This is a genomic window from Vitreoscilla massiliensis (assembly GCF_001457815.1).
GTDB lineage: Bacteria > Pseudomonadota > Gammaproteobacteria > Burkholderiales > Neisseriaceae > Vitreoscilla > Vitreoscilla massiliensis.
Genome location: NZ_LN898218.1, coordinates 235,806 through 251,568 on the forward strand (window position 1 = coordinate 235,806; position 15,763 = coordinate 251,568).

Below are 15,763 nucleotides of genomic sequence, written 5' to 3' on the forward strand. Positions count from 1 at the left end.
CTACGCCCTGTGCCAGCTGTTCACGAGGGCTTCTTCGAATTCGAAATGAAGTGAACGTTACTGGCCGGTAGCTGAGCTTGTAGTCGCTGGTTCTCAAGTGTCAGTTCCAGTATCCGGGATTGAGCATCCAGCAGCTGCCCCAGGGCTTTATCTCGCTGCTCTTCCAACGCCTTAACCTTTTCCTGTAGATCCCGGTTCCTCGATCTTTGCGCAAGCATCATTTGTCTGGGTGATTTTTGCGGTGCTTCATCCCTATGGCTTTCTATCCAGGCTTGAATATCCGCAACCAGCTCAGGGAACCGTGCTCTGCGAAGGGCGGAAGGATCTACCCCTGCCTCTTTGGCAACATTGTTCTGACTGAGTGGCGTCCCTTTCGGCAGAATATCTGGCTTGCCCACCTTGAGGCGTTCGAAAGCCTCCCTGAATTTCAGTTCGGCCTTGCTGACTTTTCTTGGTTCAATTGCTTTCGATGACATGGATTGCTCGCTCTGCGGATTCTAATTGCGCTTGTAATGACTCATACAAAGGGGAGTCCGGCGCTGCGTCAAAGATCTGAATGGCAATAACATTTTTAAGCTGTTTGATCATGGGTAGTTTGGATTTATCCAACAATGCCGATGCGCACGGTGTGTTACCTCCAAATCCCATGCAGGAACTGATATTGCTGATCCCTCCAAGAGGGCAAGGCGGGCCTGAATTAGCGCAACCACCAAGGAATGTTTGCCGGTAACTGATCCGTCCTGCTTTTGCGGCCTTGAGCAACTGCTCATGGTCTTTCTCCGATATTTCAGAGAGGATCTGCTGTTTGCGCTTCTCGCCATGTGGAGAAACATACTGATCAGATTGGAGCTCTTTAAACTCCCGCACCATTGATTGATACATCTCACGCAAGTAATAGGCACGAGCTTCATCATTCAATGTGTAGTGGTCAAGCCGCGCAGGACACTTTTATCTGAGAATTTTCATACTCCAATGGGCTCATTCCATTGTTGGCTGTATGTGGCCGTTTAAAATTGTAATAATGAATAAATTGCGTGATTTCTTGTTTGACTACACTTTCATTCATGCTCGTGGTATGGCCTAAACCTTCATATTTCAAACTGCCAAAGAATCGCTCTACTACCGCATTATCGTAGCAACATCCCATATCAGACATACTCAAACGCATCTTTAATTGACTGGCTTTCTTAGCGAAGGCTCGACTGGTGTACTGTGAACCTCGGTCGCTGTGAAATACACAGCCATACTGCGGTTGGCGTAAGACATGTGCCTGTTGTAACGCTTGAATCACCAAGTCAGCTTTCATGCGTTCAGCCATACTCCAACCCACAATGCGGCGAGAGAACAAGTCCATCACCACAGCCAGGTAGCGCCAACCTTGGCTGGTTTTGATGTAAGTAATGTCGCCGGCCCAAACTTCATTGGCAAACAACGGTTGGAAGTTTTGATTCAATAAGTTGAATTGAACTTGGTGCCTCTCATTGCGTTTGGTTGTCACCTTAAATGCTTGACGCTGCTGACATACCAAACCCAACTTTCTCATCACACTGCGAACTTTGTACCTTCCGACTTGGAATCCAATTTGTTGTAATAACGCTTTAATTGTGCGAGAACCTATACGTTGTTTGTGTTGGTTAAACAGAGCTCTGATTTGGATTTGTAAACCAACTTCAACCAGATTTGTCCGTTTAGGTTCCAAGGCATAGTAGGCTGAAACACTTACTTTCATTACTTTGCACAGAGTCTTAATTGGGTAATGGCGTTGATTTTGTTGAATAAAATTGTATCTTACTTCACGTGCTTCGCAAAGTAAGCGCTGGCCTTTTTTAATATTTCTTGCTCCATTCGAAGCTGTTTTATTTCTTTGCGCAATCGCAATAATTCGGCCTTCTCATCATCATTCAATATTGGCTGTTCAGTCAGTTTGGCTTTCCATTTATAGAGCAAAGCTGGAGTGATACCGACTGCTCTAGCAGCATCAGCCACTGAATAACCTTGTTTCAACACCAAATCAACCGTTTCTTGTTTGAATTCATCTGAATGACGGCGTGGGCTCTTTTTTGCCATGATTTTGACCTTTCAAAGGGAATTAATATTCTCTCAGAAATGTGTCCTGTTGTATTAGACCACTACANTCATTGGCAAACAACGGTTGGAAGTTTTGATTCAATAAGTTGAATTGAACTTGGTGCCTCTCATTGCGTTTGGTTGTCACCTTAAATGCTTGACGCTGCTGACATACCAAACCCAACTTTCTCATCACACTGCGAACTTTGTACCTTCCGACTTGGAATCCAATTTGTTGTAATAACGCTTTAATTGTGCGAGAACCTATACGTTGTTTGTGTTGGTTAAACAGAGCTCTGATTTGGATTTGTAAACCAACTTCAACCAGATTTGTCCGTTTAGGTTCCAAGGCATAGTAGGCTGAAACACTTACTTTCATTACTTTGCACAGAGTCTTAATTGGGTAATGGCGTTGATTTTGTTGAATAAAATTGTATCTTACTTCACGTGCTTCGCAAAGTAAGCGCTGGCCTTTTTTAATATTTCTTGCTCCATTCGAAGCTGTTTTATTTCTTTGCGCAATCGCAATAATTCGGCCTTCTCATCATCATTCAATATTGGCTGTTCAGTCAGTTTGGCTTTCCATTTATAGAGCAAAGCTGGAGTGATACCGACTGCTCTAGCAGCATCAGCCACTGAATAACCTTGTTTCAACACCAAATCAACCGTTTCTTGTTTGAATTCATCTGAATGACGGCGTGGGCTCTTTTTTGCCATGATTTTGACCTTTCAAAGGGAATTAATATTCTCTCAGAAATGTGTCCTGTTGTATTAGACCACTACAACAGCACCGGTGCGTCGTAATTGATGCCAGGCAAGAGGCCAGACTTTGCCTACGGCAAACTTCTCTGGATCAAGGCCAAATGTCATTCTGTTGGCCATTTCCAGATCAGCTTCGGTAATCGTCAGCTCTTTACCATCAAAGAGTTTTGGCCACATATTTTTGGCCATGTCGCCGTATGACCGAATCTTTTTGTACTTTTTGGTTGATTGAGATTTGGGTGCTTTGGGGCTCCATGGTTCATGCTGAAGAGATTGAAGAACTGGGTTCTCGACATCTTCCTTTGATAATTCTAAATAGGGATTCTCTCTTGCTGCCTTTAATCTCGACCGTTGGCCTAGCACCAGGGCCGACAGCTAAACGTTTCCAGCCGACTTTTGGAACCAGTGTTGCGTTGAGAAGAGTTTTAACCTTCAGATCGGTAATTGAGCCAATGCGCAAACCCGTAAAGAAACCAATGCGTAGCATTAACGAAAGCTCTTCGGTTGCACTGCGATCTGCAAGTGCGAGAATTTCTTTCATTGCTGAGACAGTTACTGGGAGAAGGCCATCCTCAAGCTGTATGGCCCCAGCAACCTTTCGATTGGGAATGGCAAGGTCTGTACTGGCAACTCGCATGGTATGTTCGAGACCAAACGGATTGGTTAATTTGATTCCAACAAATCGCTGCTCCCACATTGGCCATTCTGGTGAAATTAATCGACGCGATTGTGTCCATTTATAGAAACGGATGACTGCTGCCATCCTCTGCGATGCAGTGCTTGGAGCAAGCTCACCATTATTTCTGGCGGCAACAAGTGCTCCACGAAAGCGAACAAGGCAACGCTCACTTTCTCGCTCTGGGAAATGCCACCATTGGATTGACTCTGCTTCTAGCCATTTTGCGTAGGCAAGCAGGTGAGACATATTGGATCGAACAGTTTTCAGATCCCGTTTTGATGATGTTGCCTGATCCAGGGCCTAAAGATTAGCTTCTGCCCAGGTTGAATTATCTTCCCAGACTATTTGGGGAAGATTTTTGATCGGTTTTCTTTTTAGTGGAGCCCACTGTAACGAGCCGTCCGATATTTCTGCTCGATGTGGCTGGTAGTTGATTTGCTCAAGGCTTGCCATTGATTTCCCCCTTCGACGACTCAATGCCGTTCAGAGAAGAATCACTTCTGAGCATGGAGCGGCCTAATTTGTCACCATTGAAGCATGTATGGTGTGCGATTAAAACTTGGTATGTAACGTTTGCCTGCGGTTGGGTCGTAAATGGTACGGATGATGCCGTCTTTGCTCAAGGCTGCATCGTCTTCGGTAAACACCAAGGCGGTGGTGAGGCGCACAATGTCACGTAAGGATCATGGGAAAGATATTTATGTTATCTGTGTGTTTTACAAAGATAATGACCGCTTACGCGGCCATCTATAACAAGGGTGGCTATGTACAGTCTCCTGAAATAAAACTAAAGGATTGTTCTTGGCCTGCCTCTTAAACCTTGCTTAGGCTTTTCTTGAGAAATAAAAAATGTACGGATGTTTTTACCAGTGGCATCTGTAAATATCTTATTGAGCTGGTAAAAATCAATTTTAGCCAAGTAAGCCAAAGCGTACTTCACATTGAGAATCTTCTTTGCATCGCTGTAATGTACCATTCCTGTACCGTTGATAGGGTAGTCTTGCCCACTGCTTAAGTGCGCATGACCTACCATTCCAGCTAATGTGTTCTCCCAATATGCTTGAATGGCTTTGCCTAAGCCATATTCACTTTGGTGATGATGTCCATTGAAAATGAATGCTGTATGAAAATGCCATCCTCTAGCAGGGGTATATTCCAACTTAGCCATGGAAGTAATGCAATGAGCAAAGAGTTGGTTAAAGCGCATATTATTTCGAAGCCGTTGCCAAGCTTCAATCATGAATCGATCAGTGATGTCTAAGGTATATTCTTCACGAATATAGAAATCCACTCTCACAACCAATATCTTTGCATATTTTTGAAGCAATTCATCAATACGTTTGTCAATCATATCAAGATTGTTTTGATTGTAGCCATAAAGACGCTCAGGCAATAATGTTTGGTCCATTTCATAAGTCCTTGCAGAGGACTGTATAGCTGATCAACTGTGTTAATGCTTGGTAGTTTTCAATAGTAGACAGTTAATGTGATACCTTGCCTATTAATCAAATGATTTTAATAGTGGTTCACAACAATCTGATGTTTATACTAAAGGAAGATTAAGTTCATTGATATTCAATCATCTAGAGATATCATTACATTATTGTCTTGATTATCACGGATAGCTGATTTGCTACTTGAACTGTCTATTAATATATAAAAGATAATATTAATAACCCATATTCAACTTTATTAGAATACCATTTAATTACAAGGAAATGCATTGGTTTCAATCCCCTGTGTACAAAGCATGACACAGTTTTTTTTCAACTACACAGTTAGGTTTTAATGTACCAATAAAAATGCCCTCAGTTCACAGTGAATACTGTAAGAACTAAGGGCCAATTATTGGAGTTCAGAAGAGTAGGCTTATCTAAGCCGATTGTTGCAATACATCATCAAGTGATTCAGGATGCTGTTCTAGATATTTATTGGTTAACCATTCATCAATCATTGTAGAAAACCATCCAATCGAGTTACCGCCAAGTTTGATGGGCTTTGGAAAGCTTGGGTCATAACGTGGTGATTTAGGATTGATCCAATCATAAATAGTAGATTTGCCAATTGCTAGTTTGGTTGCAACTTCTTTGATGCGTAAAATGCGTAATTCGATAGCCATTGTATGAACTCCGTTGATTATTAATAAACGGAAGTGAATTCGCTGGTTTTGCCGAGATGCTGATTCACTTCATACAAAAGGTAGTAAGTAACAAAAAAATCCTTATAAATGTCCGCAAGAAAAAAACTTAAGCTTGTTAACAATGGGGTCTTTCGTTTTAATCAAATGTACAGTATCTCCCACTAAAAATGGCAAAAGCTGCTCTAAGCTTTTCATATTACTTACATATTGTCTTGGTATACGATTTGGAAGATACGTAAAAGTCAATCCTAGTTTGTAAAGACTGGCCTCCCAGCCTTGAATTAATGGACCTACAACTGCCTGCATAAAACCTCCAAGATTATAGTCTTGACTGCCTGATAGAAGGTCATAAGCAATCTGCTTATTCAATTTTAAAGATGGGTTTGCCTGACTAGCATCATGGAGAAAATAAATATCCCAGTACAGCTTCACTCTATTGCCTTTAGAGCTTGGAATATATTCAAAGCCAAAATTCCATGCGTAAAAAAATTTCTTAGTAGCTTTTCCACCTAAATGGGCCCGAAATTTATTTTTGAGATCTAAAATCACTTTATTAATACATGTTGATGCTTTGCTCACAGCATCCACGAGTTCTTCAGCACAATTAACAAATTCCGAACACAGAAAGCTCAAGCTCTCCACACTGTAAAGCATATTTTTATTGGCACTATTGAGTTGCTTGTAAATCTGATTTGTACGGTCGGTGTATTTACGCTCATATTTAGCTATCTGAGCATTCACATAAGGAGAGCTCATGTATTCATATGCCCCACCAATCCAGCCATTTAACTTGGCGACATCCAAATTAAGATTTGCCTCCGTATCTTCAGCTGCAATTATCTTTGCTGATATAACTAGATCTTGTGGAACTGTGTTCTCAAATCTGAGGCTATAAAACTCAATATCCGGAATTTGCAATAGAAGACTGGCTACTTTTGCATAAGGCGAAAATAAAACAACCTTATTTATTTCAGTACAATTACTTTCTACTATATTTATTTCATTCAATAAGTTAGATAAAAATCCAACAGAACCTTCAAAAGGCGTGTTAGCAAAGAAAATAAATAGGATATTGTTATAAATATGTATGGGAACAATTAGCTCCAAATTCTTTTCCCTATCTGAGCTTGATTTTTTTATCCTTACAAAATGCTGCCGTACTTTGGGTTTTAAAGTTTTGTTCAGTTGCCACCCAAGTTTAAATAACTCTAATTTCTTTGTATCTTGTTCAAACAATAATTGAGCAGCTCTAACTATAGTAGCTTGCTTTGGTAGCTCTTTTAGCATGAATTTTCCCCTTAGAGAAAGGCTTGATTAATGGCAAATCAATATCCAGAAAGCCTGCTTTCCCAAAAGCAAATAAACAATAGTCTTTTAAATTTAAATTTAAAAGACTGAATTTGTAGGAACACAGCTCATAACAGTTTTTGAATTGGTTAAAGTTGAACTGATGGCTTTGGGTCAATATAGTTTTGTCTGAATATGGTAAGAGCTCACAAAACTCTCGCCATAAATCAGCCATAACATTACTATTCAAAGAAATTGTTTTAGGCTCATCTTGACTATCAATAACTTCATCAACTTGAGTACTCATATCAAACTCAGAGATAAACAATATGGTTATTTGTAAACCCATTATTGCGTCATAAAAAATTTGTCTTACATAATATAGCTTATGATTTTTATATGCTTTTTTAAGAATTTTAAAGAAATCGTCAACCAGATTTTTAACAATGATTTTCTGCCTACAGAGTTCTTTACATTGAAACCACAATGTCACCGAAGACACATATGCCCTACCTGTTGTTTGCAAAATCAAAGCCGCAGAGGACTCAACATACTCTGAAATTTGGCTTATTTTATTCAATTTTTGAATATGCAAACTATTTACTCGTTGAAAATAAGTCTCTGTTGAAGATTGCTTCAATAGTCTTTTCCCATACCGCGCAATAGCTTTATTAATTATTCGGTACTCTTGGTTTTGTTGAGAGAGTTGGTAATTTACCTCGGTATTTAGATTTGACTCATCTTCATCTTCTTGTTTTGCGCTTTGTTTATAGTACTGAGTAAGCCGTTTTAAAAGAATAGAATATTCATGGTTTAGTTGATTTAATATGTCAAAAACAGGGCTCCACTTATGATCTAAAAAAGTATCGGATAAAAATATCATTAGCTCATCCCATGACATATTGAATCCATTTGTTAGATTGACAAGCTCTGCCGTAAACGGTGGTGGTAAGTAGCCTTCTTGATCAATAAAATCCTTCTCAAAATGCTGGGCTTTTTTTTCTTTGTACTCAACAAAGGATACACTATTAGCATAAAGGTATTCTTTGACAGATGTATCATCATTACTATCAATATTATTAAGCTTTAAATCATTCTCTATCTTGTTTATGAAGCCAAGCCTGCGCTTTTCTTCAAAATCAACACGCAGCCATATTCTCATCAAAGCCCACTGATGAAAAATTGTTATTGCTAACATGCAGTAAAAGTTTAATCCCCTATTTCGTAAGCGAAGTTTTTCTAAAATCACCTGTCTATCTTTTAATGTATTTGAACCGATTAAATTGGACTCTTCAAAAATTTTATTGAGTCCAGATTGCATGTAAAGATAAAAATATTCATGATAAAAATCATTCAACTTAGATAGTTTGTTATTACGACATGAGTGTAAAAAATTATCCATATTATATTCGCAATATATAGTCAGAAAATGCTGTTTTAGCTGTTTAAATAGACAAAATGAATTAAATGCTTTGACGTTATATAATTTTTATTAACCGTCAATATAATTAAATACTATACTATAAAAATATATTAAAAAACAAAAATATAATAGGAGGTTTTCAAATATGGCTCCCATCAAGTTGTACCATCTTGCTTTGAAAATTACGCTAGAAATGTATGAGAAGAAACAATCCAAAGCCCATATTTCTCTCAAGGATTTATTGAAGGTATGTGATGAAAAATATCTGACTTTTCATCATTTACTTGAGTTGAAGAATCACTTGGAACAAATGGGTATCGGTCTGCATGAACGAGAAAATAATAACTACTTACTTATTAATATAGAAATAACAGGACTAGGCCGTAAGCTAAAATTGGATATTACTGAGAAAATTAACATACAAAATGCCGAATCAATGCTTGAAAACTATAGAGCACAACAGCAAACATTAAATATGGATACTTCTTTACACGAGCAATTAAAAAAACTAATCAGAATTTTAGAAAATACCGCACAGCAAAAAGCTCTTATTACACCCAAGGTACTGATGCAATCAGCTGAGTGTGGTCTTACACATCACCGACAAGTAGAAGGACCTCTAAAGCTCATTAAGATACTGTGTGAGTACAAAAATCGCATACCTCTATCCCTATTGGTAATCAACCAACATACCAGCTTACCTGCAGGTATGAATGAAAGTGACATAATCAAATGGGAAACTGACTTAATCCAGATATATCGAGAAGTAGAAGACAATGAATCAATAGACTTCAGTGAAGATGATGTTAGAGAGATTCAAGCGTTATTTAAACTTGGTTATTAAATCATTTGTATTGGAAGAAATATACTATGTCCCAACAATATCCAAAGCAATCTAATAACAACTAACTCCAAATGGCATACCGAATGGCATACTGACTTGCCAAAAAACAAATAACCCCTTGATTTAACAAGGGGTTATTCTTTCATATGGCGGAGAATGAGAATTTATAACTATACTTCTTAATACACACAACTAAACCCAAGAAGGCTTTAAGGTATATGATTTTATTCATAAAAATAAACCTAATATCCTAACCAAAAGTTAACAAACACAACTAAACACAATTAATTAGGTACTCGCTAGGTACTCGCAAAATAATTTGATACTATATAGAAATTACATTTATATGGCAGTGTACATGGCTAACAATACTCGCTCTGGTACGCGTCTAACCGATGCCAAACTACGCAATCTACAAGCAGGATCAGATGCTCTGACACATGCAGCTGTTTCGGGGCTCCTTATTATCCCCAGTAAAAATACCAAAGGTGTTGGCTCTTGGTATATCCGTTTTTATAATCCCACTAATAAGTCCCAACGTGTGAAAATGAAAATTGGAGATTACCCTGCCATGGGACTTTCAGAGGCCGAAGATGAAGCAAAGCGTTTGCTTTCATATGTCTCCATTGGCCAAGACCTGTAGTGGTCTAATACAACAGGACACATTTCTGAGAGAATATTAATTCCCTTTGAAAGGTCAAAATCATGGCAAAAAAGAGCCCACGCCGTCATTCAGATGAATTCAAACAAGAAACGGTTGATTTGGTGTTGAAACAAGGTTATTCAGTGGCTGATGCTGCTAGAGCAGTCGGTATCACTCCAGCTTTGCTCTATAAATGGAAAGCCAAACTGACTGAACAGCCAATATTGAATGATGATGAGAAGGCCGAATTATTGCGATTGCGCAAAGAAATAAAACAGCTTCGAATGGAGCAAGAAATATTAAAAAAGGCCAGCGCTTACTTTGCGAAGCACGAGAATTAAGATAAAATTTAATTCGAAGAAATCCACGCCATTATCCATTTAAGGCTCTGTGTATAGTAATGAAAGTAAGTGTTTCAGCCTACTATGCCTTGGAACCTAAACGGACAAATCTGGTTGAAGTTGGTTTACAAATCCAAATCAGAGCTCTGTTTAACCAACACAAACAACGTATAGGTTCTCGCACAATTAAAGCGTTATTACAACAAATTGGATTCCAAGTCGGAAGGTACAAAGTTCGCAGTGTGATGAGAAAGTTGGGTTTGGTATGTCAGCAGCGTCAAGCATTTAAGGTGACAACCAAACGCAATGAGAGGCACCAAGTTCAATTCAACTTATTGAATCAAAACTTCCAACCGTTGTTTGCCAATGAAGTTTGGGCCGGCGACATTACTTACATCAAAACCAGCCAAGGTTGGCGCTACCTGGCTGTGGTGATGGACTTGTTCTCTCGCCGCATTGTGGGTTGGAGTATGGCTGAACGCATGAAAGCTGACTTGGTGATTCAAGCGTTACAACAGGCACATGTCTTACGCCAACCGCAGTATGGCTGTGTATTTCACAGCGACCGAGGTTCACAGTACACCAGTCGAGCCTTCGCTAAGAAAGCCAGTCAATTAAAGATGCGTTTGAGTATGTCTGATATGGGATGTTGCTACGATAATGCGGTAGTAGAGCGATTCTTTGGCAGTTTGAAATATGAAGGTTTAGGCCATACCACGAGCATGAATGAAAGTGTAGTCAAACAAGAAATCACGCAATTTATTCATTATTACAATTTTAAACGGCCACATACAGCCAACAATGGAATGAGCCCATTGGAGTATGAAAATTCTCAGATAAAAGTGTCCTGCGCGGCTTGACCACTACAACCTGCTTGATTAAAGAGCGGTAATTGATGGGATTTTTCATAGGCTGATGGTGGTTTCGCGTTTGTTATACACCTTACAATTATCGGGAATGTCTTTATTGATGAAAGTCATGGCACCGATGGTGACATTGTTACCAATGTGAATGTCATCGCCGATGATGCAGCTGTTGGCACCGATGTCCACATTGTCACCAATATACACCCCCCCTTGTTGCTGCAAGTTTTTTACGCCTATGGTGACGTTTTGCTTGATGTGCAAATTTTCACCGATGACGCTGCGCTGTGAAATCACGATGCCCACATAATGGCTCACCCGCAAACCCGCACCGATGCGAGCGCCCAATTTGATGTCCAAGCCATAACGCGCCCGCAGTTTCTCATTGATGCGCAATGCGCGTTTGCGTGCACGCTCGTTGCCACAGTGGTACCAGAAACTGGCCAAACGCCACCAAAAATAAAAGCGCCGTTCCGGAAAATGGCGGNGTCTGATATGGGATGTTGCTACGATAATGCGGTAGTAGAGCGATTCTTTGGCAGTTTGAAATATGAAGGTTTAGGCCATACCACGAGCATGAATGAAAGTGTAGTCAAACAAGAAATCACGCAATTTATTCATTATTACAATTTTAAACGGCCACATACAGCCAACAATGGAATGAGCCCATTGGAGTATGAAAATTCTCAGATAAAAGTGTCCTGCGCGGCTTGACCACTACATAATAAAGGAATTTTAGGTGTAAGCTTTTGCAACTGCTTCAGTTGGTCCTCAAGGAGCTTATAATTTTCATTCCCTTGTTTAATCGACTTAATTATTTCACTTTGAATGGCTTTTTCTTTAATCTTAAAAATATTCGAGTCAATTTCGTAATCAGAAAGTTGATTATTAAACTCTTGCTCGGAAATTGTATCAAAAGCAATGATTGGCTTTAATAGCAGATTAAGTACAGATGTTTTTCGGTCTCCTGATTCGCCAATTACACCTATTGCCAATGAGACTGGATTAACTACCCCATTGGGCATTCGTACCTGAATGAGATCTTGCATTGCAGTTGCCATACTGGTCATGATGCCAGATACGATGATAGGGTATGCTGCAGGTATTTGTCGCTCTACCGCGAAGACAAGTTCGCGTAAATCTGTAGAGAAACTATTAAAATTTATCATGTTACTCATATAAGACTTTCTTAGTAAAAGAAACCCTCGAATGCTGTGGCTTCAAGAATAAGCCATGCTAAAATCTATTAGGGCAGCATTCGAGCGTTAAGAACATACTTCTTAATTGATTCAAAGCTAGCAGGCCTGATCAATATAGGAGGTCTAAAATATTAGTTTGTCTTTAGTTTGATTGTTGCCCTCAATCAGCCACAGCAAGATTACTCATTCGCTGAAAATATGCCCGAAGGTCATCTAAATACCAGACAATAGTTCGCTTTCCCAATCGGATCGGCTTTGGAAAATCTTCAACAAAGTATGGAGAATTAGGATTCAATATTCCGTCTAGAGTTGAGGATGAGATATCTAATATCTCAGGAAGATTTTTTCGTCTAATGGTGAGCTTACTGTTAGATACACGAAGGTTAATAGGTTGAAGTTGATTACTTTTCATTGTTTTTTGCCTTTAAATAATAAATAAGCATGTTCGTTTTATGCTGTAGTAGGCATAACTAAACATAAGCTAAATATTAGTTAATTGATGAGTTTCACGCCTCCACTAATTTTTGAAAAACGACTTCATTTTTTGCTTAAATAATTTATAAGACTAAGAATATGAATAAACATTTTTTCTCCGAATCTAGCGTTATTAACTTTTTTTGTGATGTACTCGGAGTTGGAACAAATGTTTTTAGCCATAAAGAAAAAAGAATTCTGGAGTCAAATTCAATTGACTCTATCAAGGCTGTATTATTGGGTTCGGAAGGTAAAGAATATAAGAAAGATGAAACATTAACATTTAGATTAGGGCAAATACTTTGTGGGCAATCAATTCTACTACCTCAAGAAAAAAACAAGAGTAGTCCAGATATTGACAGTAGCAATTATTGTGTAGATCAAGTACAACGAGTAATACTAGAAGAGTATTTTGACTATAGCGTACGCTATTTTCTTGAATTGGTATTTCTATTTAGACGTCAGATTTATATATATTCAGAACAACATGAAAGAAACTTTAAGAAGTCTATTATTAAAGAAATCTATATACCGCAGGCTTTACTGATTTTTAATCCCAAGATTTTCGCCATTTATGCTCAACCAAAAGTTTTATTCGATGATATTGATGAATTCAATAAAGCAGCTGTAAATATTAAAAATAAACATCTAGAAAGCCAATTTATCCTTGATGAAATAGATCTATCAATTAAATTCAATCCATTTTCTGATAATAAAAGTATAGAGCAATACCTGCCTGAAGCATCCCCATTAAGATATTTAAAACAAGCTATAAGTGATAGTCATAAAAATGATTATAACTTTATGGTTATGTGTAGAAACTCAATTAAAAGAATATTAAAACAAAAATTACCTCTTAGCATTTATCAAAATTTTGTATCCCAATCACTCGATAAGCTATCTTCAAATAAGCTTACATTGCCAAGTACATTTAGAAGAGATTTAAAATTTCTTCTAACAGAGTTAAATAGCAATGATGAGGAACTAATAGCAGAACTGAATAAATGTGCAGGAATATTTAGCTGTTTTAGTATATTAGAACGAATAAAAAAATATCTCTTAAAATCATCATTCAATATTAATGAATTTCAAGAATTAATCAAATTTTCAAATTCTGCATATTATATTTCAGATGTTATGGCAAATTCATTAGTCGAGCGAAGTGCAAATCATGAAAAAGAATTTACTTCTAAAATTAGTAAACTATTAAGCCATCATTTCACATTTCTTTTTAAGGGCGACTTTTATTGCAGGGAACAAAGTAAAAATGATTTAAATAAGGAGGAATTTGAAAAAATAAATCCAAATATATTAGAACAAAAATTATTTTTACGAAGTAAAGATTTACTACTTTTAATTGAAGCAACCAAGCATACAAAACAGTCATTTTTGTTAAATAAAAAATTTTATAATCTTGTTGCTGTAAATTGCATATTAAACAATTGTCAACCACAGCTAACTATTAAAGACTATACTCAAGAAATGCTTCAAGATGCTAATTTTAATATAAATTTTGACAATTCAATGAATGCGTCTGACAGTACGTATCAATTAAAAAAGAATGAATTCATTGATTTCAAGTTAATAACTGTAGCGCAAATTAATTGGTATAATTTCCCAACAGAAAATATTTGCTCAATACTAAAGAATACTTTACCGTTTTTTAAGCATCATGCTTTTTATGATTCAGTTAATGAATTTATTAACTGCTTAAATTATTTATCAGTGCAAGATATTACTAACGCTAAAATTTCTATAGGAAAGAGTTTTAATAAATTAATCGATAACAGATTGCACTCAGAAGGCGTATATATCGAATATATTCTATCCTTCTACTTAGGCTTAAAAGCTTATGGAGAAAAACCAAATTTTCCTGCTTTGAAAAAATTTGCAATTTGGCTGAACCCAATGACTACAGAAACTTTTGCAAATCCATGGTATGAAATGACTGTGCCAAGTAATATGAATAGTAAATCAGAGCCGTTCATTAACCATTATTTGCTAAGTGTGATTCAGCATTTTAATTATTTTTGTGTATGCAGAAATAGGTTTCCTCAAGTAATTAATAACCCTTATGAGCCTATTTTTAAGCCTTTAAAGAAATTTATATACGCAGTAATCAACGCAAAAAGTCAAGAAAGCAATGAGGTTTTGAATCTTATGTGGAATAAAAATGTAGACATCTCCACTAAGTATTTGATTAAAAGGAAAATGATTATTACTAAGTTCAACATTTTAGATATTTTAAAAGAATCAGAAAAACATTTTATACTTTTCCTTAATCTGTTTTTAGATGGTGTTAAAGATACTGAATATATTTTTGCCCTTCTTTATCCTGACCATAAAGCACATTATATTAAAAACTTCATTCTTACCAAGCTTTTGAAAAGCTAAGATTTTTTAATTAATCTATAAATATATTTTAGTACTGTACGAAATTATTAGAGTATATTTGGTTACGAGAAATTTTGGTATGCATTATTGTTAAACACAGGTATTAACTTAAATCTAAAATTCTCCGCTATTATTTTACTGATTATAAATTATTTCAAATCCATACCATCAAAGTGAATCCATAGGCCTACTGTAAATGTAGGCTATTTCTTTTACTTTGAAAGGTATGTCTATGCAAAACCCTATTTGTCCCAAATGTAATTCTGCGCACATCATTACCAAAGACACCGCTAAAACCTACGGTGGCATTATCGGTACTGCGGGTGGTGCCATCAGCGGTGCTACTGCTGCTTTGGCAGGAGCCAATATCGGCAGTAAAATTGGAATGATTGCTGGCCCAGTAGGTATTGCCGCTGGCACGGTAGCTGGTGCACTTTTCGGCGCTCTTTTCTATGGAGCAACAGGTGGCATTGCAGGTTCACAACTGGGTAAGGTTGTGGATGCGCATGTGCTTAAAAACCTTGAGTGCCAAGACTGTGGGCATTCGTTTTCTGGTGATGAGCCATCTGAAATTAACCTTAATCCTATTTCTATGCCTTAACGGTATTACAAATTCATTTCTCATTTTCACATTTACTGATAACAAC

General features: G+C 37.4%; 19 protein-coding genes and 1 pseudogene. 6 read left to right on the forward strand and 14 right to left on the reverse strand.

The features are described 5' to 3' along the window. Positions 1 to 20: 20 nt before the first annotated feature. The 12 genes from BN3003_RS05105 to BN3003_RS05160 form a co-directional block, all read right to left on the reverse strand. Entirely contained in the window at positions 21 to 476 is a 456-nt protein-coding gene (locus tag BN3003_RS05105; RefSeq protein ID WP_058355580.1) for a hypothetical protein, read from the reverse strand. Further along, the gene (locus BN3003_RS05110; RefSeq protein ID WP_147645343.1) at positions 457 to 918 is read right to left on the reverse strand and encodes a hypothetical protein; all 462 of its coding nucleotides are present in this window, start codon (positions 916 to 918) and stop codon (positions 457 to 459) included. The genes BN3003_RS05105 and BN3003_RS05110 overlap by 20 nt, the downstream gene beginning before the upstream one ends. Before the next feature lie 10 nt (positions 919 to 928). Further along, positions 929 to 2,067, reverse strand: a protein-coding gene (locus BN3003_RS05115; protein ID WP_407701090.1) for an IS3 family transposase whose coding sequence is annotated in 2 segments (ribosomal slippage) — positions 929 to 1,830 and positions 1,830 to 2,067 — 1,140 coding nt in all. Because the reading frame shifts where the segments join, the coding sequence is not laid out codon by codon here. Between the two features lie 22 nt (positions 2,068 to 2,089). Beyond that, positions 2,090 to 2,446 (reverse strand): IS3 family transposase, encoded by a 357-nt coding sequence (locus tag BN3003_RS05125; protein WP_058355569.1) that lies wholly within the window; start codon positions 2,444 to 2,446, stop codon positions 2,090 to 2,092. A gap of 59 nt (positions 2,447 to 2,505) precedes the next feature. Next, complete coding sequence (locus BN3003_RS05130) at positions 2,506 to 2,784, reverse strand: IS3 family transposase (RefSeq protein WP_058355568.1); 279 nt, start codon at positions 2,782 to 2,784, stop codon at positions 2,506 to 2,508. Positions 2,785 to 2,838: 54 nt separating this feature from the next. Further along, on the reverse strand, positions 2,839 to 3,018 hold the full coding sequence (locus BN3003_RS05135) for a hypothetical protein (RefSeq protein ID WP_058355582.1): 180 nt from the start codon (positions 3,016 to 3,018) through the stop codon (positions 2,839 to 2,841). Positions 3,019 to 3,088: 70 nt separating this feature from the next. After that, on the reverse strand, positions 3,089 to 3,754 hold the full coding sequence (locus tag BN3003_RS05140; protein WP_147645345.1) for a hypothetical protein: 666 nt from the start codon (positions 3,752 to 3,754) through the stop codon (positions 3,089 to 3,091). Between the two features lie 278 nt (positions 3,755 to 4,032). Then, positions 4,033 to 4,176 (reverse strand): hypothetical protein, encoded by a 144-nt coding sequence (locus tag BN3003_RS18780; RefSeq protein WP_159061400.1) that lies wholly within the window; start codon positions 4,174 to 4,176, stop codon positions 4,033 to 4,035. 119 nt (positions 4,177 to 4,295) lie between these two features. After that, complete coding sequence (locus tag BN3003_RS05150) at positions 4,296 to 4,916, reverse strand: YagK/YfjJ domain-containing protein (RefSeq protein WP_058355585.1); 621 nt, start codon at positions 4,914 to 4,916, stop codon at positions 4,296 to 4,298. Positions 4,917 to 5,381: 465 nt separating this feature from the next. Continuing rightward, entirely contained in the window at positions 5,382 to 5,627 is a 246-nt protein-coding gene (locus tag BN3003_RS18345) for a helix-turn-helix transcriptional regulator (protein ID WP_082625556.1), read from the reverse strand. Positions 5,628 to 5,729: 102 nt separating this feature from the next. After that, positions 5,730 to 6,935: a hypothetical protein gene (locus BN3003_RS05155; RefSeq protein ID WP_058355586.1), complete on the reverse strand. Its 1,206-nt coding sequence runs from the start codon at positions 6,933 to 6,935 to the stop codon at positions 5,730 to 5,732. Beyond that, positions 6,898 to 8,337: a hypothetical protein gene (locus tag BN3003_RS05160; protein ID WP_147645347.1), complete on the reverse strand. Its 1,440-nt coding sequence runs from the start codon at positions 8,335 to 8,337 to the stop codon at positions 6,898 to 6,900. Before BN3003_RS05160 ends, BN3003_RS05155 begins: the two co-directional genes overlap by 38 nt. A gap of 166 nt (positions 8,338 to 8,503) precedes the next feature. On the opposite strand from BN3003_RS05160, the gene BN3003_RS05165 reads away from it, so the two are divergent. The 3 genes and pseudogenes from BN3003_RS05165 (at position 8,504) to BN3003_RS05180 (ending at position 11,046) form a co-directional block, all read left to right on the forward strand. Beyond that, positions 8,504 to 9,202, forward strand: coding sequence for a hypothetical protein (locus BN3003_RS05165; protein ID WP_058355588.1), 699 nt, complete (start codon positions 8,504 to 8,506; stop codon positions 9,200 to 9,202). Positions 9,203 to 9,560: 358 nt separating this feature from the next. Continuing rightward, positions 9,561 to 9,845: an Arm DNA-binding domain-containing protein gene (locus tag BN3003_RS05170; RefSeq protein ID WP_058355589.1), complete on the forward strand. Its 285-nt coding sequence runs from the start codon at positions 9,561 to 9,563 to the stop codon at positions 9,843 to 9,845. 59 nt (positions 9,846 to 9,904) lie between these two features. After that, a pseudogene (locus tag BN3003_RS05180) lies at positions 9,905 to 11,046 on the forward strand (IS3 family transposase). 45 nt (positions 11,047 to 11,091) lie between these two features. On the opposite strand, the gene BN3003_RS18620 reads toward BN3003_RS05180, so the two are convergent. Continuing rightward, a complete protein-coding gene (locus BN3003_RS18620) occupies positions 11,092 to 11,496 on the reverse strand; it encodes a serine acetyltransferase (RefSeq protein ID WP_199822553.1) in 405 nt (134 codons plus the stop codon). 48 nt (positions 11,497 to 11,544) lie between these two features. Between BN3003_RS18620 and BN3003_RS19295 the strand changes: the two genes are divergently transcribed. Further along, positions 11,545 to 11,763: an integrase core domain-containing protein gene (locus BN3003_RS19295; RefSeq protein ID WP_159061402.1), complete on the forward strand. Its 219-nt coding sequence runs from the start codon at positions 11,545 to 11,547 to the stop codon at positions 11,761 to 11,763. Here BN3003_RS19295 and BN3003_RS05190 read toward each other — a convergent pair. Beyond that, positions 11,736 to 12,227 carry a DUF3987 domain-containing protein gene (locus BN3003_RS05190; RefSeq protein WP_082625560.1) on the reverse strand — a complete coding sequence of 164 codons (492 nt, stop codon included), beginning with the start codon at positions 12,225 to 12,227 and terminating at the stop codon, positions 11,736 to 11,738. The two genes, BN3003_RS19295 and BN3003_RS05190, sit on opposite strands and share 28 nt — an antisense overlap. A 594-nt stretch (positions 12,228 to 12,821) precedes the next feature. Between BN3003_RS05190 and BN3003_RS05200 the strand changes: the two genes are divergently transcribed. Continuing rightward, the gene (locus BN3003_RS05200; protein WP_058355594.1) at positions 12,822 to 15,116 is read left to right on the forward strand and encodes a hypothetical protein; all 2,295 of its coding nucleotides are present in this window, start codon (positions 12,822 to 12,824) and stop codon (positions 15,114 to 15,116) included. A 232-nt stretch (positions 15,117 to 15,348) separates the two neighbouring features. After that, on the forward strand, positions 15,349 to 15,717 hold the full coding sequence (locus BN3003_RS05205) for a hypothetical protein (RefSeq protein WP_058355595.1): 369 nt from the start codon (positions 15,349 to 15,351) through the stop codon (positions 15,715 to 15,717). The last annotated feature ends 46 nt before the right edge of the window (positions 15,718 to 15,763 follow it).

Bases quoted from the DNA above. Each gene is read 5' to 3' on its own strand.
- BN3003_RS05140 (WP_147645345.1), bottom strand. From the start codon at position 3,754: ATGTCTCACCTGCTTGCCTACGCAAAATGGCTAGAAGCAGAGTCAATC.
- BN3003_RS19295 (WP_159061402.1), top strand. From the start codon at position 11,545: ATGGGATGTTGCTACGATAATGCGGTAGTAGAGCGATTCTTTGGCAGT.
- BN3003_RS05170 (WP_058355589.1), top strand. From the start codon at position 9,561: ATGGCTAACAATACTCGCTCTGGTACGCGTCTAACCGATGCCAAACTA.
- BN3003_RS05205 (WP_058355595.1), top strand. From the start codon at position 15,349: ATGCAAAACCCTATTTGTCCCAAATGTAATTCTGCGCACATCATTACC.
- BN3003_RS05130 (WP_058355568.1), bottom strand. From the start codon at position 2,784: ATGGCAAAAAAGAGCCCACGCCGTCATTCAGATGAATTCAAACAAGAA.
- BN3003_RS05155 (WP_058355586.1), bottom strand. From the start codon at position 6,935: ATGCTAAAAGAGCTACCAAAGCAAGCTACTATAGTTAGAGCTGCTCAA.
- BN3003_RS05150 (WP_058355585.1), bottom strand. From the start codon at position 4,916: ATGGACCAAACATTATTGCCTGAGCGTCTTTATGGCTACAATCAAAAC.
- BN3003_RS18345 (WP_082625556.1), bottom strand. From the start codon at position 5,627: ATGGCTATCGAATTACGCATTTTACGCATCAAAGAAGTTGCAACCAAA.
- BN3003_RS05135 (WP_058355582.1), bottom strand. From the start codon at position 3,018: ATGGCCAAAAATATGTGGCCAAAACTCTTTGATGGTAAAGAGCTGACG.
- BN3003_RS05190 (WP_082625560.1), bottom strand. From the start codon at position 12,227: ATGAGTAACATGATAAATTTTAATAGTTTCTCTACAGATTTACGCGAA.
- BN3003_RS05165 (WP_058355588.1), top strand. From the start codon at position 8,504: ATGGCTCCCATCAAGTTGTACCATCTTGCTTTGAAAATTACGCTAGAA.
- BN3003_RS05160 (WP_147645347.1), bottom strand. From the start codon at position 8,337: ATGGATAATTTTTTACACTCATGTCGTAATAACAAACTATCTAAGTTG.
- BN3003_RS05200 (WP_058355594.1), top strand. From the start codon at position 12,822: ATGAATAAACATTTTTTCTCCGAATCTAGCGTTATTAACTTTTTTTGT.
- BN3003_RS05105 (WP_058355580.1), bottom strand. From the start codon at position 476: ATGTCATCGAAAGCAATTGAACCAAGAAAAGTCAGCAAGGCCGAACTG.